At 60.2% G+C, this 24,375-nt stretch carries 19 protein-coding genes and 2 pseudogenes; 16 read left to right on the top strand and 5 right to left on the bottom strand.

Annotation, left to right across the window (positions count from 1 at the left end):
• Window positions 1-34 precede the first annotated feature (34 nt).
• The 4 genes from CZ345_RS09905 (at window position 35) to mrdA (ending at window position 4,560) form a co-directional block, all read left to right on the top strand.
• Window positions 35-1,075 carry a rod shape-determining protein gene (locus CZ345_RS09905; RefSeq protein ID WP_077072955.1) on the top strand — a complete coding sequence of 347 codons (1,041 nt, stop codon included), beginning with the start codon at window positions 35-37 and terminating at the stop codon, window positions 1,073-1,075.
• A 302-nt stretch (window positions 1,076-1,377) separates the two neighbouring features.
• A complete protein-coding gene (gene mreC / locus CZ345_RS09895) occupies window positions 1,378-2,301 on the top strand; it encodes a rod shape-determining protein MreC (RefSeq protein WP_077072953.1) in 924 nt (307 codons plus the stop codon).
• Window positions 2,298-2,774, top strand: a complete 477-nt coding sequence (locus tag CZ345_RS09890; RefSeq protein WP_077072952.1) for a hypothetical protein — start codon at window positions 2,298-2,300, stop codon at window positions 2,772-2,774. Before mreC ends, CZ345_RS09890 begins: the two co-directional genes overlap by 4 nt.
• Window positions 2,749-4,560 (top strand): penicillin-binding protein 2, encoded by a 1,812-nt coding sequence (mrdA, locus tag CZ345_RS09885; RefSeq protein WP_077072951.1) that lies wholly within the window; start codon window positions 2,749-2,751, stop codon window positions 4,558-4,560. Before CZ345_RS09890 ends, mrdA begins: the two co-directional genes overlap by 26 nt.
• Window positions 4,561-5,645: 1,085 nt before the next feature.
• On the opposite strand, the gene CZ345_RS09880 is transcribed toward mrdA, so the two are convergent.
• Window positions 5,646-6,842, bottom strand: a complete 1,197-nt coding sequence (locus CZ345_RS09880) for an MFS transporter (protein WP_077072950.1) — start codon at window positions 6,840-6,842, stop codon at window positions 5,646-5,648.
• 1,574 nt (window positions 6,843-8,416) lie between these two features.
• Between CZ345_RS09880 and CZ345_RS09870 the strand changes: the two genes are divergently transcribed.
• The 3 genes from CZ345_RS09870 (at window position 8,417) to CZ345_RS09860 (ending at window position 11,242) form a co-directional block, all read left to right on the top strand.
• A complete protein-coding gene (locus CZ345_RS09870; RefSeq protein ID WP_077072948.1) occupies window positions 8,417-9,280 on the top strand; it encodes a DUF3737 family protein in 864 nt (287 codons plus the stop codon).
• A 406-nt stretch (window positions 9,281-9,686) separates the two neighbouring features.
• Window positions 9,687-10,565: a carboxymuconolactone decarboxylase family protein gene (locus CZ345_RS09865; RefSeq protein ID WP_083717302.1), complete on the top strand. Its 879-nt coding sequence runs from the start codon at window positions 9,687-9,689 to the stop codon at window positions 10,563-10,565.
• Between the two features lie 23 nt (window positions 10,566-10,588).
• A complete protein-coding gene (locus tag CZ345_RS09860; RefSeq protein ID WP_077072947.1) occupies window positions 10,589-11,242 on the top strand; it encodes a flavodoxin in 654 nt (217 codons plus the stop codon).
• Between the two features lie 608 nt (window positions 11,243-11,850).
• On the opposite strand, the gene CZ345_RS09855 is transcribed toward CZ345_RS09860, so the two are convergent.
• The 3 genes and pseudogenes from CZ345_RS09855 to CZ345_RS09845 all read right to left on the bottom strand — a co-directional run bounded on the left by CZ345_RS09855 (window position 11,851) and on the right by CZ345_RS09845 (window position 15,008).
• Window positions 11,851-13,341 (bottom strand): EF-Tu/IF-2/RF-3 family GTPase, encoded by a 1,491-nt coding sequence (locus CZ345_RS09855; RefSeq protein ID WP_083717300.1) that lies wholly within the window; start codon window positions 13,339-13,341, stop codon window positions 11,851-11,853.
• A gap of 61 nt (window positions 13,342-13,402) precedes the next feature.
• Window positions 13,403-13,555, bottom strand: a pseudogene (locus CZ345_RS17720) (GTP-binding protein); the annotation flags it as partial.
• 337 nt (window positions 13,556-13,892) lie between these two features.
• Entirely contained in the window at window positions 13,893-15,008 is a 1,116-nt protein-coding gene (locus tag CZ345_RS09845) for a radical SAM protein (protein ID WP_077072946.1), read from the bottom strand.
• 483 nt (window positions 15,009-15,491) lie between these two features.
• On the opposite strand from CZ345_RS09845, the gene CZ345_RS09840 reads away from it, so the two are divergent.
• The 3 genes and pseudogenes from CZ345_RS09840 (at window position 15,492) to tnpA (ending at window position 17,498) form a co-directional block, all read left to right on the top strand.
• Entirely contained in the window at window positions 15,492-16,127 is a 636-nt protein-coding gene (locus tag CZ345_RS09840; protein ID WP_077072945.1) for an invasion associated locus B family protein, read from the top strand.
• A 309-nt stretch (window positions 16,128-16,436) separates the two neighbouring features.
• Complete coding sequence (locus tag CZ345_RS09830) at window positions 16,437-16,793, top strand: hypothetical protein (protein ID WP_077072943.1); 357 nt, start codon at window positions 16,437-16,439, stop codon at window positions 16,791-16,793.
• Window positions 16,794-17,028: 235 nt separating this feature from the next.
• A pseudogene (gene tnpA / locus CZ345_RS09825) lies at window positions 17,029-17,498 on the top strand (IS200/IS605 family transposase).
• A gap of 12 nt (window positions 17,499-17,510) precedes the next feature.
• Here tnpA and CZ345_RS16650 read toward each other — a convergent pair.
• Window positions 17,511-18,269 carry an IS5 family transposase gene (locus CZ345_RS16650; protein ID WP_144277314.1) on the bottom strand — a complete coding sequence of 253 codons (759 nt, stop codon included), beginning with the start codon at window positions 18,267-18,269 and terminating at the stop codon, window positions 17,511-17,513.
• 353 nt (window positions 18,270-18,622) lie between these two features.
• Between CZ345_RS16650 and CZ345_RS09810 the strand changes: the two genes are divergently transcribed.
• The 6 genes from CZ345_RS09810 to CZ345_RS09785 all read left to right on the top strand — a co-directional run bounded on the left by CZ345_RS09810 (window position 18,623) and on the right by CZ345_RS09785 (window position 24,285).
• The gene (locus CZ345_RS09810) at window positions 18,623-19,153 is read left to right on the top strand and encodes an NYN domain-containing protein (RefSeq protein WP_077072942.1); all 531 of its coding nucleotides are present in this window, start codon (window positions 18,623-18,625) and stop codon (window positions 19,151-19,153) included.
• 96 nt (window positions 19,154-19,249) lie between these two features.
• Window positions 19,250-19,951, top strand: coding sequence for an AbrB/MazE/SpoVT family DNA-binding domain-containing protein (locus tag CZ345_RS09805; protein ID WP_077072941.1), 702 nt, complete (start codon window positions 19,250-19,252; stop codon window positions 19,949-19,951).
• Window positions 19,948-21,324, top strand: coding sequence for a ThiF family adenylyltransferase (locus tag CZ345_RS09800; protein ID WP_077072940.1), 1,377 nt, complete (start codon window positions 19,948-19,950; stop codon window positions 21,322-21,324). Before CZ345_RS09805 ends, CZ345_RS09800 begins: the two co-directional genes overlap by 4 nt.
• A 156-nt stretch (window positions 21,325-21,480) precedes the next feature.
• Entirely contained in the window at window positions 21,481-21,924 is a 444-nt protein-coding gene (locus tag CZ345_RS09795; RefSeq protein WP_077072939.1) for a hypothetical protein, read from the top strand.
• Window positions 21,925-21,939: 15 nt separating this feature from the next.
• Window positions 21,940-23,220, top strand: a complete 1,281-nt coding sequence (locus CZ345_RS09790) for a hypothetical protein (RefSeq protein ID WP_077072938.1) — start codon at window positions 21,940-21,942, stop codon at window positions 23,218-23,220.
• A 6-nt stretch (window positions 23,221-23,226) separates the two neighbouring features.
• Complete coding sequence (locus CZ345_RS09785; protein ID WP_077072937.1) at window positions 23,227-24,285, top strand: hypothetical protein; 1,059 nt, start codon at window positions 23,227-23,229, stop codon at window positions 24,283-24,285.
• The last annotated feature ends 90 nt before the right edge of the window (window positions 24,286-24,375 follow it).

Here is a 24,375-nt window from a genome sequence, read left to right as displayed (position 1 = left end):
AACCACCCATTCACTCCCTCTACCGGAACATTCCATGGCCAAGATTTTTGATATCATACTCGGCGTTTTTTCCAACGACCTTGCCATCGACCTTGGTACCGCGAACACCTGCGTGTATGTCAAGGGGCAGGGCATTGTTCTGCGCGAACCCTCCGTGGTCGCGGTGAAGAAGGACAATCGCGGCAACAATCAGGTGCTCGCCGTCGGCTCGGAAGCCAAGCGCATGCTCGGCCGCGCCCCGGGCAACATCCGCGCCATCCGTCCCATGAAGGACGGCGTCATTGCCGACTTCGAAGTGACGGAAGCCATGCTGCGCTACTTCATTTCCAAGGTGCACAATCAGCGCCGTCTGGTGCGTCCGCGCATCATGATCTGCGTGCCCACGGGCATCACGCAGGTGGAAAAGCGCGCCGTCAAGGAATCGGCTCTGAGCGCGGGCGCGCGCGAGGTCTTCCTTATCGAGGAACCCATGGCCGCGGCCATCGGCGCGAACCTCCCCATTCAGGAACCTACCGCCAACATGGTGGTGGACATCGGCGGCGGCACCACGGAAGTGGCCGTCATCTCCCTTTCGGGCATTGTGTATTCCCGTTCCGTGCGCGTGGGCGGCGACAAGATGGACGAAGCCATTCTGCGCCACGTCAAGCGCAAGTACAACATGCTCATCGGTGAATCCACGGCCGAAGAAATCAAGATTCAGATCGCTTCCGCCTATCCCATGGAGGAAGAGAAGGAAATCGAGGTCAAGGGCCGCGACCTCGTCACCGGCATTCCGCAGACCATCATCATCACTTCCGAAGAAGTGCGCAAGGCCATTGCCGAACAGGTGGACGCCATTGTTCAGGCCGTGCGTCAGGCCCTGGAACAGACCCCGCCGGAACTGGCGGCCGACGTGGTGGAGCGCGGCATCGTGCTCACCGGCGGCGGCGCGCTGCTGCGCGGCCTCGACCAGCTTCTGAGGGAAGATACCTCCCTGCCCATCTTCAGCGTGGACGATCCGCTCGCCACCGTGGTCATGGGTACGGGCATTGCTCTCGACAACATGCGCACCATGCGCGAGGTGTGCATCGACTAGCGCTGCGGCCCCGGTACGCCGGGGCTCTTTGCGTTTTGTCCGCTCCTTTCCGGTCTTTTCCCGGAAGGAGCAGGCAAAGGCACGGGCAACGTGCCTGCCCCGGCTGCACAGGCAGGGCGCGCCTTTTCCGCGCCGTTTTCCGGCCCGTTTTTTTTCTTCCGGGCGGAGAAGTCTTTTTCCGCCGTGCCCGGCGGGGGCATGGGGGCATCCGCCCGCGTTCCTTTTTTCGTTCCCGCCGCCGCTTCTGCCCGGCATGACGTTGCCGGATCAACGCCCTTTTTTTCCTCCGGGGAGGTTCCGCCTTGCTGCCCCGCCGCATCATCCTACTCATCATCTGCACGCTGCTGCTGTTTCTGGGCATTTATACCTGGAATCAGCGCACCGGCCAGTGGGACAGGCTGTGCGCCGCCGTGGGGCTGGAATTCACGGGCGGCATCATGCGCGGTTTCGCCAGCGTGGAAGACATGGTGCTCGGCGCATGGCGCGACTATGTGGATCTGCGCGACGTGCGCGAAGAGAACAAGGCGCTGAAGGAACGCATGCGTATTCTGGAACAGCGCCTTGCCGACACGCGCGAGGGCATGGCGGAGCTTGAGAGGCTGCGCCGCCTCATGCACCTGGAATACCCCGCTTCCTGGCAGGCCCGCGCAAGCCGCGTGCTCGCCTGGCGCATGGGCCCCAACGCGGCCCTTTCCACGGTCATGCTCTCCAGCGGCTACATGAACGGCGCATCCCCGGGCACGCCCGTCACCTCATGGGAAGGCGTGGTGGGCCGCGTGCTCAAGGCTGGGCCGAGCACTTCCGTGGCGCTTCTGCTCACCGATACCGGTTCGCGCGTGGCCGTCGTCACCTCCGAGGGCAGGGTGCAGGGCATCCTTGCCGGGGGCGGGCCGGGCCTTCCGCTGGAGTTGCGCTTCGTGCGGCAGAACGCCCCGGTGCGCGTGGGCGAGCTGCTCGTCACCTCGGGCGTGGATTCCTGCTTCCCCAAGGGCATACCCGTGGCCCGCGTAACGGCCATATCCACGGGCGGGGCCTCGCGTTCCGGCGCGTCGGTGCTGGAAATTCAGGCCGAACCTCTGGTGGACTTCCACAGTCTGGAGGAAGTGTTCCTTCTGCAGCGTCCCGCCGATTTCATCACCCCGGAAAGCGACGCCGTGTACACCCGCCGCACGCCTCTTCTGGAAAAGCCGGAAGAACCCGCGCCGGAGGCGGAGGCCGGGCGATGAGCTGGATCAATGCCGGCTGGTGGCTCTGCTATGCCTTTGCGGGCATCACGCTTCAGGCGCTCATGCCCGGGCTGGATTTTCTTCTGCCCGGCTTCATTCTTGCCCTTCAGGAGCGGCGCTATGCGCAGATTCTTGCCGTGGGCGCGTGCTTCGTGCTTCTTCAGGAGGGCATGGGCAGCATGGCCTTCGGCGGCACGCTTTTGTGGTATGCGCTGGCGGCCATCGCCTTTCATGTGGGCTGCGGGCTGCTGCAGGGCACGGGCTTTCTTTTCGTCACCCTTTTCGGCATACTGCTTTCCTGTGTGCACTATGTCATTTTCGCGCTGCTGACCACGCTGCAGGACATTCCGTGGGAACCTTCCCTGCTGTTCGACGAATGCCTCTTCCAGGCACTGTTCACCCCGTGGGTGTGGCTTGTGGCCGCAACGCTGCGCAAGAGGGCGCTCCATGAAGATAGAAACCAGCAACGATGAATATCAGCCGCCGCGAAGCGGACTTCTGCTTCTGCAGTGCTGCATCGTGCTGCTGTTCGCGCTCTTTTGCGCGCGGTTCTGGTACCTGCAGATACACCGCGGGGCCGACTATGTGCGCATGGCGCAGGAAAACCGCCTGCGCGACGAACGCATCTTCGCCCCGCGCGGCGAAATCTACGATGCCTCCGGCGAACTCGTGGCCGAGAACCGCACGGCCTACGGGCTTTCTCTGGTGCGCGAATACTGCCCCGACATCCCCGCCGCCCTCGCTCAGGTGAGCGCGTGGACGGGCGTTCCGCTGGAACGCCTTCAGGCCCGCTACGAGCAGGACAGGAGCAAGGGCCGCAGTTTCGACCCCATTCTCCTGCTTACCGACATGCCCTTCGAGCAGGTGGCCCCCATCGAGGCGGAACTCTACAAATGGCCGGGCCTGCGCGTGGTGACCCATTCGCGGCGCTACTACCCCGAAGGCGAGGCCTTTTCCCATATTCTCGGCTATGTGGCCGAAGCCAGCGAAAAGGAACTGGCCGAAGACCCCGACCTCTCCCTGGGCGACATGGTGGGCCGTCAGGGCCTCGAAAGCGTGCTCGAACGCCGCCTGCGCGGGCAGAAGGGCCTGTACCGGCTGGAAGTGGACGTGCTCGGCCGTCCCCTGAGCCGCACGCTCATCGAATCCCCGCACATGGGCCAGAACGTGACCTTGTCCATCGACTCGCGCCTGCAGCACGCCGTCATGGAGGCCATGGGCGACTACCCCGGCAGCGTCGTGGTCATGGACCCCGATTCCGGCAGGCTCCTTGCCCTGGTCACGCGGCCCGCCTACGACAACAATATCTTCATCGGCGGCCTTTCCGTCAGAGACTGGAACGCCCTGCGCAGCGACCCGCGCTACCCGCTGCAGAACCGCGCCATACAGAGCGCCTACCCCGCAGGCTCGGTGTGGAAGCTCATGATGGTGGGCATGCTCCTTGAACACGGCATTTCCCCGCAGGAAAAGGTGTTCTGCCCCGGGCATTTCAAGCTCGGCAACCATACCTTCCGCTGCTGGAGGGCAGGCGGCCACGGCTCTGTGGATATGGAGCATTCCCTCATCTATTCCTGCGACGTGTACTTCTACAGCATGGCCGTGAAGCTGGGCATCAACAATATGGAGGCCTTTGCCCGCGCCTGCGGCTACGGCCGCGAAACCGGCATAGACCTGCCCTATGAAACCACGGGCCTCGTCCCTTCCCGCGCATGGAAGAAGCGCCGCTTCGGCGAGGCGTGGCAGCAGGGCGATACCGTCAACGCCTCCATCGGGCAGGGCCATGTGCTCGTTACTCCGCTCCAGACGGCCGTGTTCCTTTCTTCCCTCATCAACGGCGGCTACCTGCTCAAGCCCCAGCTCATTGCCGACGCCCCGCGCGAGGTGACGGGCCGCAGCCCCATTTCCGACGCTCACCGCGCATGGATAAAAAACGCCATGGTGCAGACCGTGGAGGCCCAGGGCGCCACCGCCAAGGTGCTCAAGCGCTCCGATATGAAAATCGGCGGCAAAACCGGCACCGCGCAGGTGGTGAAAATCAAGATGGACGGCAACCGCCGCCTCAAAAGCGCGGAAATGGAATTCCGCCAGCGCGACCATGCCTGGATAGGCTCCTGGGGCGAAAAGGACGGAAAGCGCGTCGTTGTCGTTACCATGATTGAACACGGCGGTGGCGGCGGCGCCGTGGCAGGCCCCGTGACCCGCGCCGTCTACAACATTCTCTTCCCCCCGGAACCCGCGGACAAGGCAAAGAAAAAATAGCCGCGCCGCGCCGCCGTCGTCGCGCCGTGTCGGAAGTTTCTGTGCATGCCGTGGGATGGAGGGCAAAGGCACGAAGTCAGGCGCGGAACAAAAAAGGCCGGAGGCGGTAAGCTCCCGGCTTCTTCGGCATGCTGCAAGAGCGTGAAGCGCCTTCGGAAGAGCTTTGGGGGATGCTCCTGCGCGTAGCCGGACAGCGGGGGAGGAGGGGAGAAGAAAGCGTTTTTCGGGGGAGATAATCTCCCCCGAACCCCCATGTCAGGCAGGACGAAGGCTTTCCCGGCACGCAGGTTTTCCTTCGGCTCGCTGCCGGAGCTTCCCGTTGCCGGAGGGGAAGCCTTTCCGCCGGATTTTTGTCGTTTCGTTGCTTTTTATGGGAAAGAACCCGTCCGGGGCCCTTGTCGGAAGGGCAGGGCGCGGAAAGCTCTGCCGTACCGTCTTGCTGCCGGATGCGGAAAGTCCCGACTTGCCGCGCGTGGGCTGCTTCCTCAGTGTGAGCGTGTCCTGCCGGACCCGCTCACGCAGGCCGCCTGTTTTCCGGCCGTTGCCGGAAAACAGGTATAAAGGAAGGGACGGGTAAGAGATGGCGGAGCGTTGTACCCGGGCTGTTCCTTATTCTGCCCTCGCTTTCAGAGACGACGCTTTTTCACGCGCTGTTTTAGCATGTTTACCGGCCGGTTTTCTGGTAACGCCATGCAAGGGGAGTATAGCAAAGAGCGCCGTATCTCTGATGTTTTCTTCCGCCTTTGTTTACGAAGGACAGACCTTGTCTCAACGCTCCGGGGCCCCCGGCCAGCATTCAGGCGGCCGGGCCGGGGGCGGTAAGCAGCCGCAATTTACTTGCGGCGTTAAGCGTAACCGCCTCCGTGCAAGCCCTGCAGTCCGTACAGTGTGTCCAGAACAGACGGGCTTTTGCGCAGCTCGGGCGAAGGCAATGTCACAGGCGGAATTCACTTCCGCCGTAAGCAAGGCCCGAAGCGTGCAAGCCCCGCAGCCAGTACAGCGTGTCCAGCGCAGACGGGCCTTTGTGTTACGCGGGCGAAGGCGCAAAGGCGCAAAGGCGTAAAGGAAAATATCCCCGGCTGCGCTCATATATCGGTATGGGAATGTTCCAGCCTATGGGCATAGGCGAAGGAAAGCGCGGCGGCGAGGGTGACGGCGAGTGCGAAGAAGAAACCTGCGCCGAACACGCCGGAGAAGCTCCACTGCTGATAGAACAGGCCGAAGAGCAGCGGCGCGCAGAACTGGCCTATGCGGAAAATGGTGGAATAGGCGGACATGATGGAGCCGCGGGTATCGGGCGTGGAAGAAAGGGAAACGTGGCCCGCGCAGCAGGCGTTGAGCATACCTGCGCCCGTCCCCACGAAGAGCAGGCCGGGCAGGGCCTGCCATACGGTGGAGCAGAACAGGAGCAGCAGCATGGAAACTGCCACCTGCGCCCCTCCGAGAAAGCCGACGAGCCTCGGCGGCAGGCTGCGCATGGCCATGGGGGAGAACAGCGCGCCCAGGAACATGCCCGCCGCGTACACGGCAAAGAGCAGGGAACCCTGCTGCGGCGGCAGAAGCAGCTTTTCTTCCGCCAGCAGGGAAATATGCGGGTAAATGGCGCCGAACAGAATAAGCGCTGCGCCGAAGCGCACGGAAAAGAGCGAAAGCACGCGCGGCGAGGCGAGAATGGTTTTGATGTGCGAGGCGTACAGCCCGAAGCTTACGGAACGGGAAGGCCGGTACGGCAGACGGATGGGCAGGCAGAAGAGGAGCGCGCCGAAGCAGAGCGCCGCCGCGGCCAGCAGGCTGAGTCTCCAGCTTCCCATGCTGAGCAGCCAGGAAACCATGAGCGGCGTGACCGCAATGCTGAAATACTGCATGGCCGTGGCCTTGGTCACGAAGCGCATCCGCTCCTCGCCTTCGTAAAGGTCGCTGATGAGCGTGTTGCACATGGCTTCCAGCGGGGTGAGCGACAGCCCCTGAAGCGCGCGCCCCGCAAGCAGCCAGGAAAAGCCCGGAGCCGTGTAGCACAGCAGCGAACCCGCGCCGCACAGCGTAAGCCCGGCCAGAAGCAGGGGCCTGCGGCCGATGCGGTCGCTCAATACCCCGTACAGCGGAATCACCGCTATGCCCGGCAGGGCGAACACCGAAATGATGAGCCCCATCTCCAGCGGAGAAAGCCCGAAATCCCGCATGATGAAGGGCAGACTCGGCAGTACCACAGGGTTGCCGATGGCGCAGACAAAAGCCAGAAGGTAAATAAGCACCGTCTGCTGACGGCGGTTCGAATCATCCATGCCCATCCCCCTGTGCGGAGGACGTGCCCCCGGAAGAACGTGAACCCGTGCCCCGCTTCTCTGTGCCGGAGCGCCTCCGCCAACATAACGGCCTTTGTCCCGCGGAGCAAGATGCCGCGCCGCAAATGCCCGCAAGGCGGAACACGCCGATACGAATCCCGGAGGAAGGACCGGAAGAACAAGGCGGCGCTGTCCCGTAACCCCGGAAAAGGCTTCGGAAGAGCTTTTTGGGGGATGCGCCTGCGCCTGCGCGTAGCCGGACAGCGGGGGAGGACGGGAAAAGAAAGCGTTTTTCGGGGGAGATAATCTCCCCCGAACCCCCATGGCAGGCAGGGCGAAGGCTTTCCCGGCACGCAGGTTTTCCTTCGACTCGCTGCCGGTCGTTCCCGTTGCCGGAGGGGAAGCCTTTCCGCCGGATTTTTGTCGTTTCGTTGCTTTTTATGGGAAAGAACCCGTCCGGGGCCTTGTCGGAAGGGCAGGGCGCGGAAAGCTCTGCCGTACCGTGTTGCTGCCGGATGCGGAAAGTCCCGACTTGCCGCGCATGGGCTGCTTCCTCAGTGTGAGCGTGTCCTGCCGGACCCGCTCACGCAGGCCGCCTGTTTTCCGGCCGTTGCCGGAAAACAGGTATAAAGGAAGAGATGGTTAAGAGATGGCGGAGCGTGGTACCCGGGCTGTTGCCTTATTCCGCCCTCGCTACAGGCACAATGTCTTCTCAAAGCTTCATCCGGCTTTTGCTTGTGGAAGCCTCATCGGTGCTTTCTTCCGCCTTCGTTTACGAAGGACAAAGCATCTCTCAACGCTCCGGGGCCCCCGGGCGCTTTCAAGCGGCCGGGCCGGAGGCGGTAAGCAGCCGCAATTCACTTGCGGCGTTAAGCGCAACCGCCTCCGTGCAAGCCCCGCAGCCGGTACAGCGTGTCCAGGGCAGACGGGCCTTTGTGTTACGCGGGCGAAGGTGTCGCCCCCGGGCGCTTTCAAGCGGCCGGGCCGGAGGCGGTAAGCAGCCGCAATTCACTTGCGGCGTTAAGCGCAACGCCTCCGTGCAAGCCCCGCAGCCGGTACAGCGTGTCCAGGGCAGACGGGCCTTTGTGTTACGCGGGCGAAGGTGTCGCCCCCGGGCGCTTTCAGGCGGCCGGGTCGCAAGGGCCGCGCAGGCGGAATTCACTTCCGCCGTAAGCAAGGCCCGAAGCGTGCAGGCCCCGTGTCCGTACAGTGCGACCAGCGCAGACGGGCAGTCGTGGTACACAGGCGAAGGAATGAAACAGGTGCAGCGTGAGAGAATCAGGCAAGAAGATGGGAGGATTGTCACTGTATTGCCCGGGCATGGCCGCCTATAATGCCCCCGGAACAGAGAAACATGGGCCGGGCGCAGAGGGGCGTGGTTTCCGTCCTCCTTCGCGAGGGGGGACGGCGCATGAGACATGCGGCCCCGGAGAATAGCCCATGAAAACAGATGTTCCCGGGCGGCATCCGGGCAGGAGGCCGCAGTTGCGCCGCAGGCACGGCGGTTTTCCGGCCGGGGTAGGCCGCGGCATACACCTTTTGCGGGAAATTCCCGCGCATCGACGGAAAAAGCCATGAGAACCATAGAGAATCAGACTTTTGATGAGGAACGCGCCCTTTACGGCGAAAAGGGCCTGCACCTGAAGCGCTGCACCTTCGACGGGCCCGCCGACGGGGAAAGCGCCGTCAAGGAAGCTTCGGACATTGTGGCGGAAGAGTGCGATTTTCGCCTGCGTTACCCCTTCTGGCATGTGCAGGGGCTGGACATACGGCGCTGCCGCATGAACGAAGGCTGCCGCGCCGCGCTCTGGTATTCCAGGGATATCACCATAACGGAAAGCGTGCTGCACGGCATCAAGGCGCTGCGCGAGTGCGACGGGGCCGTCCTGCGCGGGTGCGACGTGAACTCGGCGGAATTCGGCTGGTTTTCCCGTCATGTGGACATGCACGGGTGCACGGTGGAAAGCGACTATTTCATGCTGCGTGCGGAAGACGCCGTTTTCGACCAGGTGCGTTTCAAGGGCAGGTACGCCCTGCAGTACCTGCATCATGCCGTATTTGAAAACGGCGAGGTCACCAGCCGCGACGCCTTCTGGCACGCGCGGCATGTCACCGTGAGAAACTGCGTGCTGCGCGGGGAATTCCTCGGCTGGTATTCCGACCACCTCACCCTCGACCATTGCCGCATCATCGGTTCCCAGCCGCTCTGTTACTGCAGCGCGCTCCGGCTCATCGACTGCGAACTTGTGGATACCGACCTCTGTTTTGAAAAGTCGGAGGTGGATGCCGTGCTCACCGCGCCGGTGGAGAGCATTAAAAACCCCCGTTCCGGGCGCATCGTGGCCCCCGCCGTGGAGGAAATCATCCGCGACGACGAAGATTCGCGGGCGGAAATCGTGCTTACGGGCATGGCGGGCGGAAGCGGACATAACGGATAGAGAAGAAAAGCGCGGCGAAGGCGGGCCCTTCGCCCTGCGTGAGGAAAGCCCGGCGGGTGCGTCTGTGCCTGCCGGGCTTTCTGCGCCGGGGCGTGCTCTTCCGAGACCATGAGGCCCGGTGCGCCTTTGCAGCAAAAGGGCGCGTATTCCTTCGGCGTGGCGGCGGGGAAGGGGGGCGTGCGCGGCGGCCTTTCTTCCGGCCCTGCGGCGTTTGCCGGGGAAATGGCCGAAGATGCCCGTGGGGGGAGCCTTGTGTTTTCCGAAAAAAGGCGGGAATTGCAGAATCGGGCAAGAAATTGCGACGATCATGTCTGGCGGCGGCTGCGGGGCGGCGTATGCTTTTGCATGACGGGGGTCGGAAGGTCCGGCTTCCGTCCATCCCCTCATGCAACCCAAAGGAGACCGTATGCGACTGATTCGAGAAAAAGCCGTCCCCTGTTTCGGAATACTGTCCGCCCTGTGCGGCGTGCTGATATTCTCTGCCGCAGCCTTTGCCGCCGCGCCGGGGCAGAACCCGGACAGGGCGGCGACGGCGGAAAGGAACATGCAGAAGTTTCTGGGGAGCACGGCCACGCCGCTTTCCGCCACGGACCCGGACTTTGCGACCCTGCGCGACAGGCTCATGTACGGAGAAATCGCGGAAGGCGGCACGCTGAACGATGTTCAGCGTTCTCTCATCACGCTGGTGGTGCTGACTTCCGGCCAGACGCTGGAAAACCTGAACACGCATGTGGAAGCGGCCCTGCGCGTGGGGGCCACGCCCGTGGAAATCAAGGAAGCGCTGTACCAGTGCGCCCCGTACATCGGCTTTCCCCGCACGGAAGCCGCGCTTTCCCGGGTGAACGAGGTGTTTCAGGCGCGGAACATTCCCCTGCCTGTGGAAAGCCGGAGCACCGTGACGGAAGAAAACCGTTACGACGAAGGGCTGAAGGTGCAGAAATCCATTTTCGGCGCCGCCATCGACAAGATGCACGAGGCCGCGCCCGCATCCCAGCGGCCCATCATGCAGAACTACCTTTCGGCCTTCTGCTTCGGTGACGTGTACACCCGCAAGGGGCTGGACCTGAAAACGCGGGAACTGCTCACCTTTTCCATCATTGCCGCCCTCGGCGGCTGCGAAAGTCAGGTGCGCTCTCACGTTCAGGGCAACGCCGCCGTGGGCAACAGCAAGGAAAATCTCATCGACGCGCTGGCCTGCAGCCTGCCCTACATCGGTTTTCCGCGCACGCTGAACGCGCTGGCCTGCGTTAATGCCGTGCTGCCGGAAAAGCAGCAGGCGGAATAATTTTTCTGAAAGGAGCAAGCCTTATGAAGACGAAGGAAAACGCCTTTTCCCTTATCCTGCGGGCCGTTGAGGGCGCAGAGGGCGCGCGGCCTGCGCGCCGGAACTTTTTGAAATGCCTCGCCCTGGGCGCGGCGGCCGTTGCGGTTTCTCCGCTGCTTTTCCGGGGAAGCGCGCATGCGGCGGAAGCGGGAAACGGAGTGCTGATTCTTTACTTTTCCCACTCCGGCAATACGCGCAGGCTTGCCGGGATGATTCACGACCGCGTGGGCGGGGACATGGTGGAGCTGAAAACCGTTTCCCCCTATCCCGAAGACTACGACGCCGTGGTGGACATGGCGCAGGAGGAACAGCGGCGCGACGCCCGCCCGGAGATAAGCACGGAACTCCCCCGTCTGGAATCGTACCGTACCGTATTCCTCGGCTATCCCGACTGGTGGGGAACCATGCCCATGGCCTTTTTCACCCTGCTGGAAAAGTACGACCTCGGCGACAGAACCGTCATTCCCTTCTGCACCCATGAGGGGAGCCGCTTCGGCCGCAGCGAAGACGACCTGCGCCGGCTCTGCCCCCGGGCGCGTCTGCTGAAGGGCTTTGAAGTGCGCGGCCGCCGCGTTTCCGGCGCGCGGAAGGATGTGGACGAATGGTTGAAGGGGCTGGGCTTTTCCGTGGAAGGTTGAAGGTCTGAGCCGGGGCGCAGATGCCGCCCCGGCGGTATCCCGGCAGAGGGGGCGGAGCGTATCCGCCCCCCCTTTTGCCTGAAGAGGAAAAATCCGTCCTCATGCGGAAGCTGCGGAAGGCGGAACCCTTGCACAAGGGGAAGATGCCGGATGCGACGGCTTCCTTCGCGCCATTCCCTCCGTTTACGAAGGAAAAAAGCATCTCTCAACGCAGGGAGCATCCTTTCCTGAGCTCCGTTCCGCTTTCGTTTACGAAGGAATAACGCTTTCTCAAAGCTCGGGGGCCCCCGGGCGCTTTCAAGCGGCCGGGCCGCAAGGCGGGCGCAGGCGGAATTCACTTCCGCCGTCCGCGCGGAGCCGCAGCGTGCAGGTCCTGCGGCCGTACAGCGAGTCCAGCGCAGACGGGCCTTCGCGTCATTCCGCCTTCGTTTGCAGCGGTAAGCAGCCGCAATTTACTTGCGGCGTTAAGCGCAGCCGCCTCCGTGCAGGCCCCGCAGCCTGTACAGCGTGTCCAGAACTGCCGGGCCTTCGCGTCATTCCGTCAGCTTGCGGAGGAAAAAAATGCTGAAAAAAAATCCCCGGAGCTTTCGGCTCCGGGGAAGAATGCGTTACACGCGCTTGCGGCCTCCGCCCATGCGGTAGCGTTCCGCACAGGAGAGCACGGCCTTTCTCAGGCGCAGCGACTGGGGAGTCACTTCCAGCAGTTCGTCTTCGCGCATGAAGTTGAGGCACTGTTCCAGAGACATGGGACGCACCGGGGTGAGGATGATGTTTTCATCGTGCCCGGAAGCGCGCAGGTTGGTCAGCTTCTTTTCCTTGGTGGCGTTGACGTCGATGTCGTTGTCGCGGCTGTGTTCGCCCACGATCATGCCTTCATACACCGGATCGCCGGGCACCACGAAGAGGCGGCCGCGCGGTTCGAGGTTGTAGAGGGCGTAGGCCACGGCGTTGCCCGCGCGGTCGGCGATGAGGGAACCGGTCATACGGGTAAGGAAGTCGCCCCGATAGGGTTCGTACCCGCTGAAGTTGGAGTTCATGATGCCGGTGCCCTTGGTGTCGGTGAGGAATTCGTCGCGGTAGCCGATGAGACCGCGCGCAGGCACGGAGAAGGTGAGGCGCACGCGGCCGGTGCCGTTGTTCACGCAGTTGGTCATGCGGCCCTTGCGGAAGTTCAGCTTTTCCGTCACCACGCCCATGTAGATTTCGTCGCAGTCGATGGCCACTTCTTCAATGGGTTCGTACTTCTCGCCGTCGATTTCCTTGAAGATGACCTCGGGCCTGCCCACGGTGAGCTCGAAGCCTTCGCGGCGCATGGTTTCCACGATGATGGCCATCTGGAATTCGCCGCGGCCCTTCACCAGGAAGGCGTCGCGGTCTTCCGTGTCTTCCACGCGGATGGACACGTTGCGCAGCGCTTCGCGGTCGAGGCGTTCACGGATTTTTCTGGCCTGCACGATCTTGCCTTCGCGTCCGGCAAGGGGCGAGGTGTTGATGCCGAAACGCATGGACACCGTGGGGTCGTCCACCTTGATGCGGGGCAGCGGAGAAGGATCGGCCGCCGTGCAGATGGTGTCGCCTATGGTCACTTCTTCAAGACCCGCCATGACCACGATGTCGCCGGGGGCCACTTCCTCCACGTCCACCATGTTCTTGCCCTGATACACCTGGAAGCGCGTGGCGCGCAGAGGACGGGGCTTGCCGTCTTCGCCGATGCAGACCAGCGCGTCCTTGGTGTGGGCGTGGCCGTTGCGGATGCGGCCCACGGCCAGGCGGCCCAGATAGTCGGAATAGTCAAGGTCGGCCACCAGCATGTGGAAGGGTTCTTCCGGGTCGTAGGAAGGCGCGGGAATGTACTTTAAAATGGCGTCGAACAGCGGGGAAAGGTCCTTGCGTTCGTCGTTCAGGTTGTTCATGGCCACCGCGTCGCGGCCGATGGCGTACAGCACCGGGAATTCCAGCTGGTTCTCGTTGGCGTCGAGGTCGATGAACAGGTCGTACACCTCGTTGAGCACTTCCTCGGGACGGGCGTCCTTGCGGTCGCCCTTGTCGGGGCGGTAGATATAGCCGCAGTTGCCCACCTGGCACTGCCACATGGCCATATCGCTTTCCGCCTTTTCCGCTTCGCCTTCCTCGGCTTCGAAATCGACCTTGGAAGCGNTCCATGCTGTCCATCAGGCGGTCGTCCACCACCTGGTCGGCACGGAACATGCCGCTTTGTTTGAAAAGCCCGTCCACCAGCGTGGTCTTGCCGTGGTCGACGTGGGCAATGATGGCGATGTTGCGCAGAGATTCGTTACGGGCGAGAGAACTCACGTTCGCTTCCTCATGGGTTAAAACTTTAATATGCCGCACCGCGCGGGCGCCGTATGCGCTGCGCCGTTCCCGACGCCCGCGCCCGCGGCGTACTCCTGCGGCCCCGGCCGGTTCCCCGGTCCGGTGAAAAACGGCCCGCAGGGGCCGTGTGTGCTCTTGGAAACAGCGAAGTATAAATAAAGAAGGCGGATATTGCAAGCGCCGTGCCCCATGCCCCGCCGCGGGAAGCGCCGTTTCCCGCAACCGGCCGGGAACAGGCGCAAGCGCCGCAGAAAAGAGGAAGGACCCGCGGGGCGTCGCCCGTCTGCCTTTTCTCTCTCTTTCTGCGTTTTTCTTCTCAGGGGCAGGAAATAATCCCCTCGGACCAGAGGCAGGCGCCGCAGGTGGGGGTGTTGTTGCCGTAGCAGTCGGGGAGGGAGTTTTCCCAGTTGTCGCACTGGGTGCAGCGGCAGCAGGGGGAGAATTCGAATTCCCGGACACGGCGGCGGAAGTCGGCGTAATCGGGGGCCGCCCACAGGGTGTCGAGGGGCGTTTCGCGCACGTTGCCGAAGAAGTGATGGCGGTTCAGGCGCGTTTTTCCGCCCCAGTAGAGGCGAGAAGAGCGCATGAGGGACATGCATGGGCAGAGCATGCCGTCGTGCCGGACGAAGGCCATGCCTTCGTTGATGAAGCGGCACTGCCGTGCGGGGCGGCGGATGCGGCTCTCGGAAAGGAAGATTTCGCACATGCCTGCGCTCAGGAGCGAGGCGGCGGCATCGGCCACGCCGGGAGCCGTCCAGTCCATGAGGGGCAGGCGTATGCGCGGGGCGGCAGGGGGAACCTGTTCTCCGCCGAGATCGCTCTGCAACACGCCCGTGTACAGGGCCTCCTTGGCGGAAGCCTCGCTGGTGGGGACGACATGGGAAACATTCACCTCGTTCACATGGTAGTACGAGGCGAAGAAGGGCAGTTCCGCCAGAGAGGAAATATTGCTCTTCATGAGCACGAAGGCCGCGCCGAGCTGCACTTCCCTTTTTTGGGCGAAGCGCAGGCGGTTGAAGGCGAGAATATGCTCCTTGAGCACGGCAAGACTGCCGTTGCAGCGTATGGCGGCGTAATTTTCCTCCTTCAGGGAATCCACGGATAGCCAGAGCATGTCGAGCCCGGCGTCGAGCAGGGCGGCGGAACGCTCTTCGGTAAGCAGGGAACCGTTGCTGATGAGTTCCGTGCGCCTGCCGAGCGCGGAGGCGGCGCGCACCATGTCGATGATGCGCGGGTGAAAGAGCGGTTCCCCCATGCCGCCGAAAAAGATGGTCTCCACGCTTTCGGGCAGGTGGGAGAGCACGGCGCGGAAGGTGGCCTCCTCCATGTCGCCCGCCTGCTCGTCCACCCAGCTCTTGCGGAAGCACATGGCGCAGTTCAGGTTGCAGCGTGATGTGGGTTCCAGATACAGACGCCGGAGTTCATCGCCCATGAAGCCCCTCCTCCGGCGGCAAAGGCCGGAATCGTGAAAAGTTAAACCGAAACTTTAAGCTATATCCGTTTTTCCCCTGCTGTCCAGTACGGGCGGGAAAAAAAGGCCCGTTTCATTATTCGGCGTGCGGAAGGCCGAAGGCGGTTCCGGGCGGAGGGCGGAAGGGCGTGCGCCTTTCTGCGGAAAGGGTGGCCTTGTGCCGGGCGCGGGCAGGCCGTGGGGCTTTGGCAGGGCGAGTCGCGGCGGCCGGAAAAGGCGGGCACAGGCTGCGGGCTCTGCGGGGCCGGGGATGCGCCTGCTCTGTGCGTGCTCTGTAACGAGGCGTTTGGAATCCGGCATGGGCTGCCTGAGGGGGCGAAGCGGGGCTGCTCCGCCTCGCCGCCGAAGCACGGGAGAGACTGCGGGGGAAAGCTCCCTTCCGGGCCTTTTGCCGCGGGGCTTTTTGGGTTATCATGCCGCGGCGCAGTGTTGTAAGGAGGAACTATGGGGAGAACAGGAGTGTGGGCGCGTGCGGCCGTTGCGGCCGCGCTTTTGCTGAGCTTTGCGCTGCGGGCCATGGCGGCGGAAATCAGGGACATGCAGTATCATGAAAAGTGGGTTTCCTTTGTGCTGGCCTCCACGGGAGAGGCCACGGTACGCATGGCCACGGAAGAAGAGGGAGCCATACTTGCGCTGGATCTGTACCCCGACGCTGCGGGGGAATCCCCGGGGGCCTGTGAGGTCAAGCTGGTGAAAAGCGTGTCCGCCTCGGAAAGCGCGGAGCTGGAGGCGTTCCTTCCCCTTGTGCTGAGCGGGAAGATCCGCGTGGACAGGGAAAAGACGCATCCGGTGAGCTTTCATTTTTCGCTGGAGGACGGGTGCGTGGTCATCCGGCTTGCCGGGGACTTCCATCGGCAGCTTCTCAGGGAAGGAGAGAAAGGTTCCGTGCTCAGAATGAAGATAGGAACCGATTCTCCCGTGTATCTGGCGTTTTCCCTCAGGGAGTTTACGGCCGCGCGGAATCGCAGTCTGCGCCTGCTGGAGGAAACGAAGCGCATCTATCCGCCGCACAGAGATTTTTTTGAAGAGGAAAAGCCTGCGCCTCCCGCGCGCAGAAAGGGCGGCGCGCGTTTTCTTTAAAAAGGGCGCGCCTTAAGGGGCGGGACTGCGTTTTTGGGGGATGCGGAAAGCTCCGCGCCCCGGCAGAAATGCCGGACGCTCTGGGGCTGTTCCGGCAGGGAAGGGCGTTTTTTGCGCGGCCGCCGGTATGCGCCGGGCAGTTCCTGCGGAGAAGCAGGCGGCCGGTACGACGGAAGGGGGCGGGAAGCGTATGTGCTGCGCCCCGTGCGCCGGGGCATGAGGCACGCCCTGCCGGAGCGGCGGGCGCTGCGGAGCCTGTGCCATATGCCTGCCGCTCCGGTTGCGCGTGCATGAAGATTGAGGAAAACGATGCTGAACATCACGAAAGACATGGTGAAAAAACGCTACGCCGCCATGCGCGACGACGAACTTCTGCGCCTCGACGAGAGAAAGCTCACGCCCGAAGCGCGGGAACTCTACCGGGAGGAAACGGCGCGGCGCGGCCTGAAGGAGCCGGAAGCAGGGGTGAGGGAACGCGGGGAGGAAAAGCTCCGTTCCGCGCGGCGGGGCAGGCATTCCCGTCAGCTTGCGGCCGCGCTGCTTCTCTGCCTTGCCGTGGGGGCGGGCTATGTTTCCCGTCGCCTGCCCGAAGGCTTCGACATGGCATCCGGCGCAGCCGTGCTTCTGCCCGGCCTGCTCGCGCTCTACCTGCTGCACCGGCGTTGACTTATTTTGAGATGGCACAAGATAAATATGGGCTGTATAAGGATGTTGAGAATATTTTCCTGCTGGCACAAGGCAGGAAGATTAATGCCCTCAGGCAGTTGAGGGAGCGGACGCGACCGAAACAGAAAACCACCCGCTTAGCGTGTAGATCACAAAACGGTTATACCTAAAAAAACACCTTTTCGATAAGACGGAGTTGTTCAGGCTCCCGTCCACATCAAAAAGGTGTTTTTTTATGGCGAAAGAACAAAATTTGGCACATACGAAATGGCTATGTAGGTACCAATTGTCTTCACTCCCAAGTATAGAAGAAAAGTAATTTATGGGCAATACCGTGAAGAGACAGGAAAAATAATACGACAACTTTGTAATTACGAGGGAATTGAAATTATTGAAGGATATATGATGATAGACCATGTGCATATGCTTATCATTATACCACCAAAGTATGCGATATCCTCGGTTATGGGTTATATAAATGGTAAAAGTTCTCTGATGATTTTTGATAAATTTTCTTAACTGAAATACCGATATGGCAATCGAAGATTCTGGAGTGTGGGATATTACGTCAGCACAGCAGGTTTGAACGAAGCAACAATCAGGAAATATATACGGAAGCAGGATCGAGAAGATATTATGCTCGATAAGAGGACGTGCAAGGAATATACGGATCCGTTCAGTCCGAAGCAGGGAAAGCTCCTTTAGGGCCTGTTAACACTATTTAAGAGACTCAACGATTAAGGCAAACATGATGAACCCCAGGAACAAGACGTCCAGCTTGTCGTAACGTGTTGCTATGCGCCTGTAGCCCTTCAGACGTCGAAACAACCTTTCCACTTCATTGCGTCTCTTGTATAACTCCTTGTCATAATTCCAAGGATTGCGCCGCAAAGGATTGGGAGGGACAACGGGTTCATAGCCCAGGCGACGACTCAGGCGTTGTGTCTCATTGCCTTCATACGCTCTATCCATAAGGAGGCTACAGGGCACAGGCGTGGGGCCGAGAGCTTCCAGAAGTTTTCTCCCTTGAGGGGCATCCCCCGCATTTCCGGGAGACAGACACCATATCAGGGGACATTCAGCGGACGCGGCAACCAGATGAAGTTTGGTTGTCCACCCTCCTCTGGATTTTCCGATGGATTGACGGCCTGTTTTTTTTAAAGCCCCCATTCCATCGGGGTGAACCTTGATGCATGTGCTATCAAGAGAAATGACGTTAATTTTAACGAAAATGAGCCGTTCGCGTTGCAATCGCTCAAAAATTTTTGCAAGAGTGCCGTTTTTACTCCATCGGTTCATTCGAGTATAAATGGAGAGCCAGTTGCCAAATTCTTTTGGGAGACGCCGCCACTTGCAACCATTTTCTGCGACATAGAGTATCGCATTAAGGACATTGAGATTGTCCAGAGAAACGTTTCCACGCTGGCGTGGAAAGCAATCGGCAATGCGTTGATATTGTTCTTTGGTTATACTCATGGGGACCATTTACCCTATGAATATAAAAAAGAATAGTGTTAACACGCTCTAGGAGCAGGCTACGAGTCAAAGTACATGGGGGCTTGAACTGTTGAAAAAAAACAGGGCGCCGACCAGAGAAGTTCAAGCCGGCGCCCTTAAGGCGCGAGTAAGTAACAAGTACTTACAGAGCTGGACAAGCCACCCGTTTTACGGGTGGTCCTGACTTTCTTTGGCAGCGAGGATTTTTTCGGTGAATAAGAAAAATTGCGAAACATTGTGAAAATCCGTGTTCAGGAAGTCGTATATGCTGATAGGGAGGGAAAAGCCCTTTCATAATCTCAACAGGGGACTTACCCGGAAAAGGAGAACATATGCTGAGAAAACTTATTGCCGTTGATCTGCTGCCCATGGAGCGCCGCGCCAAAGAACTTGGTTTTCCTCACATCCCTCTTCGTGAAATTCGCGAAGTATGCGAGGCTGATAGTGTGGACGTCATCGAAATGTTGGTCACGCTTCCTGAGCGGCAGCCTGAAGATGACAGCCCTGAAGCGCTGGCGAAGGTTCGCACCCAGTACATCAACAAGCGTAACGCGTTGCAGAGCTCTGGAGCCCGTGTCATCGAGTGTCCTTCCAAACGCAGCCAGAACTCACCGAGCGGTTTCAAGCAGAGTGACGATCAGCGGCTCATGCTGACGACGCTCATGTTGGCCATGAAGCTGCGTCCTGACTTCGTTCTTCTGTTTGCCGCGGACGGAGACTTTGCTCCCATGGTGGAAATCCTCCGTGGTGAAGGCATACGCACGGAAGTGGTGGCCAGTCCCACGATGCTGGCTTCGGAACTCATCCGTCAGGCGGTGAATACCGTGGACTACGACGAGATGCTGCAGTCCATCAGGCGCTGACGGGGAGCTTCCCGGGCGGAAGAAAAGTCTCGCCCGGGAAGCCGTGCCGGGAACCGGAGAGAAAACCTCTGAAAGTGAAGAAAAAAGGAGACAGCAATGGCGCTCAAAAGAAATGAATACGGTATGCTGGTCAGGGCCCGCGACTATGGAAAGACCTCCTACAAGGAACTGGCGGATCAGCTCGGCCTTAAAAAGGGGGAGACGCTGTACTCCGTTTACCAGGAAAAAGGCGTGCGGGTGAGCCGCTCTGTGGACAGTCGTGAGAAGGAAGTGCCCCATAAGCCCGGTACCGGCTTTGTGGCCGGTCCCACCATCACCAAGGCGGCGGGGCTGTTCGGCGATCTGCTCAACCGGTCCGGCGGCGGAGACAATGTTCCCTCCCCCGTTGGAAAGGGACAGGGAAGCGAAGTTCCTGTCATTCTGCGTCGGGAAATGGAAGAGCTGAGGGCCGCGGGCCTCGGCGGCGTGCCTGATCCCGTACTGACCAGGTGGGGCTGGGCCATCCGTATGAAAGGGCTGATTCTTCCCGGAGGGAGCCGTACCGATGCCATGGTGCTGTTGCCCGAAGCATACCCTGAAGCCAGCCCCATAGGCTTCTTTCTTCGCAAGAATGCCAACGTGGGCGGGCTGGACACCTCCCATTTGTATGCCCGCAGCTATCATGGCGCTCCCGACCTGACGGAAGAAGGCTGGAACTGGTTCTGCGGTCTGGCGGAGAACTGGATTCCTTATCGCCACAATCTGCTTGGGTATGTGGCGGCAGTGCTTGCCCTGCTCAACGAAAGGACCGCGGCATGAAACTGGAGCTTGTCACGGGGCAGGGGATATGGAAGGAGGCTGAGGCTGAGCTTTTCTCTTCCAGGGGAGAGGAGGGCTTTGTGTTCGGGCTGGCAAGGCCGGTACGGGCCGGACGGAATCTGCGTTTCATTCTGGAACATATCCTTCGGCCGGCGCCTGATGACTATGCCCACCGGGCCAGTGCCGGCCTTACCTTGACCACCGAGGCTTCCTCCCGCCTGAATATGCTGGGACTGGAGGCCGCCTCTTTGGGACTGGTTCCCGTGCATATTCACTCCCATCCTTGTGGCATGAATGACTTCAGTCCGTATGACGACGATGCCGAGGCGGTCGCGCATCACTGGCTGAGAGCGCAGGGGCAACCCTGGCTTCTCAGCGTGGTGCAGGCCTGCGGGGCTGCACCCGTAGTCCGTCTGTGGCGTGAAGGCTCCTGGTACGGTTGCGGTCTCCGCATCGGTCTCAGGCGTATTGTCATGCCCTGCGAGATGGAGGGGAAGGCCGTCCCTCCCCGCACGGATACGTGTACGCTTCAGGCTCTGGATCGTCAAAGGGCCTTCGGTTCTGTGTTCGTTCATGCCGCTTCGCAGCTTCGCGTGGGAATTGTCGGTGTGGGCGGCGTAGGTATGCCCGTGGCGGAGATGCTGGCCAGAAGCGGTGTTACGCACTTTGTACTGGTAGATCTCGACAAGGTGGAAATCACCAATCTCAACCGTCTTGGTCATGCGTTTCGCCGTGATCTGGGAAGAAACAAGGTGGAGTTGTGCCGGTCGGTCATCCGCATGGCCGGGAGGGCCGTGGGAACGCGACCTCAGGTGAAAGCCTGTACGGAGGATATCAACCTTGCAAGTCGTGCGACCAGAACCGCGCTTGCTGGGTGCGACGTGATTCTTGCGCTTACCGACGACGAGCTTTCCCGCATCGCATGTCTGAAGCTGGCGCTACAGTACGGTGTGGAATACCTGCAGGCGGGGGTGCGCATCGGACAGAAGGACGGAAGTATTGATGCCCTGGCAGTGGAATTCACCGGTGCGGAAAACGGGCGTTTTTGTCCGCTGTGCTCCGGCAGGCTCAGTTCCGCGCAGGCTTCTGTGGATGCCCGCCGTTATGTGGGGGGAACGGTTCTGGAACGGGCGAGGGCTGAGGGTTACATCCCTGAAGAGCCTTCTCCGTCTGTGATGTCCCTCAATGCCGTGGCGGCGGGTGCACTGGTGCTGGAAGTCCAGAAGCGTATGGCCGGGCTGGGAGATGCTCCTCTCGATCTGTGGCAGCATGACTTCTTAAGCGGCGTTACTTTGTTTGAAAAAAAGCTTGAACGGAACCTTGCGGGGGCCTGCGGCGTGTGCGGACGCGATACGGGCGAAAATGCCGCTTGAGGACTTGTGGGGAGGGGCTTGCGGGCTTCCGCATGTCTCCTCCCTTTAAAAAAGGGAAAATTCGCTGCAGGGTGATTTCAACGCTTTTTTTTCTCTCGATAACAGGGTATGTTACAAAGGAAAATTCTGTATGTTGAGCCGTGAGTGGAGGCTTGTATGTATCGTTCCTATTTTCCTAAGAATCTGATGTCCGGGGCGTGGAAAAAGCATATGTATTTCATCGGAGTCCGCAATACGACGCTGTTTCGGTACACGGACGGCCAGTTTCCCAGGAAAGACTATGACGATGATGTCGGAACTCATCCGATTTTTGTTCTGCGCATTGAGAAGGAAGGCCCCAGAGTCTGCCCGGGGAGTACAAAAAATTGGTTTGATAAAGAAGACAGGCCGTATATTCCTCAGGGAACGGTGACGGACTGTAACCTGACTATTAAAAATGCGACATATCTTGTCTTGGAGAATGATTTTTCCGTGCCTCGCGGAATGGCGTTCAGAAAGGATTTTACCAGGGAAGGCGATCCGTACGGGCGGGATCTTCTCTGCCTGGGCGTGGTGCGGGAGAAGGATATCCGAAAGGGCCGGTGGTTCATGGAGGCGTAAACAGGGAGGGCGTTCATGGGATATGAACCGGAAGAAGAAAAACGGGAAGAAGGGCGGTGTACTCCTGCACTTTTTCTGAGGAGGATGCTGCGGGACACCCGGGAGAGAATTCAGGGGCTGGCCAAGGTCTGTCATGAGCTGCTGCAAAAGGCTGCCCGGCGTTATATGGGGAAAGAAAGCGTAAAGGCGAACAGTCTGCTTGACGAAAAAGATTATGTCAGCGAACTCTGCGAGTTTGTTCTGTTGCGCATCCGGCGGTACGGGACGGAGGGCAAGTCGGTCGCCGACATGCTGTCTTCGCACAAACTTCTGGAGAAGGCGTTTTCCCTCTGGATAGGGGAAAGGTGTCGTACCCGCGGCGCACGGACAGTGCGGAAGGACAGCGGACTGAAGGATGGAGAGGATCTGCTGAGAAGATGGCCTTCCCTGTCGGGCACGTATTCACCTGACAGATATTATCAAAAGCGCATCAATGAGGTGCTCAGGAAGAAAGGCCGCTGTGTTTCACTCCCCTTGGAAACGGCGGGGGTTCAAGAGGGAAAAGTGTATTTTTCCTATGTCGGAGACAAGCTTCCGATCCTCGGAAACAATGAATATCTGTCCATGCGCGACAAACTTCTCGGCGGATTGCCCGTCGAAGACTTCATTCCGAAGTTTTATCAGGGGGAGGAACCGGCTGGCAGCGACGGGAGCGGCATGAAGGAGGGCCTTTCCGGGGAGGAGTTGGATGAGCTGTGCCGGAGGATTTTTTATCATGTTGCGGAGCGTCTCGGCTCTGCGCGCATTCTTTCCGTGGATATCGTGATGGATCTGCTGCGTAAGGGCTGTGTTTTTTTTGCCCCGGTCAGAGAGCTGTCTCTGGATGCCGGAGCGGAGGACGAAGATGAGGCGGTGGGGGATGAAGCGCTGAACGCCGAAGCCTCCGAAATGGTCTCTGATATGAGCTTTCGGGACACCATCTGGTTGAGCTCCGCCGGAAAGCGCACTCTTGATGTATTTTTCCAGAGCATGAAGCGTGATGAGAAAATTGTGCTTCTTGCCGTTAAGGAAAAGAAAACGCTGTCGGAGCTTGGCAGAACGTATAAGAAAAGTACAGCTTATTTTCATTCCGTGAAGAATAATATCTATAATCGGCTCAATACGATGCTCGAAAAAAACGACTGGAAGGCTTTCTTTTCCGGCCCCGGAGTGTTCCGGTTGGAAGGTGTGGATTTTTCTTTGGAAAGGTATTGTTTTGATCTGATGTTGGGCCATCTTCAAAGCAGCTGCCGGAACGAAATTTTCGGAAGAGGATAAAAGGACATGATTATGGACAGTGATGAACGCTATGAGGATGCCGTGCTGGCCGGTCAGGACAGGTTCTGCCCCGAGGCGGCGCTTCTCATGGAGAAGGAACAGTCCGTCCATGTGGTGCGTCATCTTCAGCAGTGCGAGTTCTGCCGCGAACGCATGAAGGAGCTTGAGGGGGAACAGGCCTGGGACAAGCTTGCGGAGCTGGTGAATGAGAGTCTGCCTGTGCGTGATGTTCCCCATGAAGTTCGTCCCGGCCAGATATGGCAGCTGGCCCATACGCATGGGGGGTGGGGCGATGACGGTTACTACTACCACTCCCCGCAGGTACTGGTGCTGGACGTGTATCCTTACGGCGTGGCCCGTGTCGCCCATATAGGCACGTTCATGTCGCTCGCAGCAGACGGCGACGTGGTGCTGGAAACGTCGCCCTGGGACAGTTTTGCCGAAATGTGGAACGTCTATTCCGTGCCGGAAGACTGGCTGGACAGGTATCTGGGAGAGGTTTCGGGAACAACCATGTCCTGCGCCTTTCTGAAGGAACAGGGCTGGAAGTCGCCGGAGGAAGGGAGCGCCGTGGATGTCTTTCGTCAGCAGGAGCTGTACCACAGCGTTCATTTCGCCCTGGGAGCCATGGAAGAGGTCATGGAGCGGGCGGAAGCGTGGCAGAAAAAACAGCGCGTCAGATACGAGTCCCTTGTCGCGGCTTTTGTGAAAGACCGTAACACGCCTGACTGGAACGAACTTCTTCCGAACTATGAAAGCATGAGCAGCAGGCTTGCGGCAGCTTCCATGACGCGGGTCGTGGACATGCCGGAAGAAGAAAACGCCTGCACGGTGCGCTATGAGGAAGGAATCCTGTACTATAGTTTCAACTATATCCCCGACGGTACATTATATGTCGTTGTTCTGCGCATGGATGGCGACATTGTGGAGGTGAGGGATGAGGACGGGAACTGGCACAATCATGTGGTGGTCGAGAGCGACGGTGAAGAAGAACGCTTCTGTCGCCTGAGCGAGGAGGAGTTCGAAGCTTGCGACATTCAGGTGTACGCCTTCCCTTCTGAATAATGTTTCTGATGAAACCTGCGAGCATCTCAGGAGATCCGGCTTTTCATACCGCTGACGCTTGAGAGTACTCTCTGTCAACGCTTTTGAGGA

It is taken from the genome of Mailhella massiliensis (assembly GCF_900155525.1).
In the GTDB taxonomy this organism is placed as follows: domain Bacteria; phylum Desulfobacterota; class Desulfovibrionia; order Desulfovibrionales; family Desulfovibrionaceae; genus Mailhella; species Mailhella massiliensis.
Note: the sequence above shows the minus strand (reverse complement) of the source record. Positions and strands in the feature narration are given on the sequence as shown.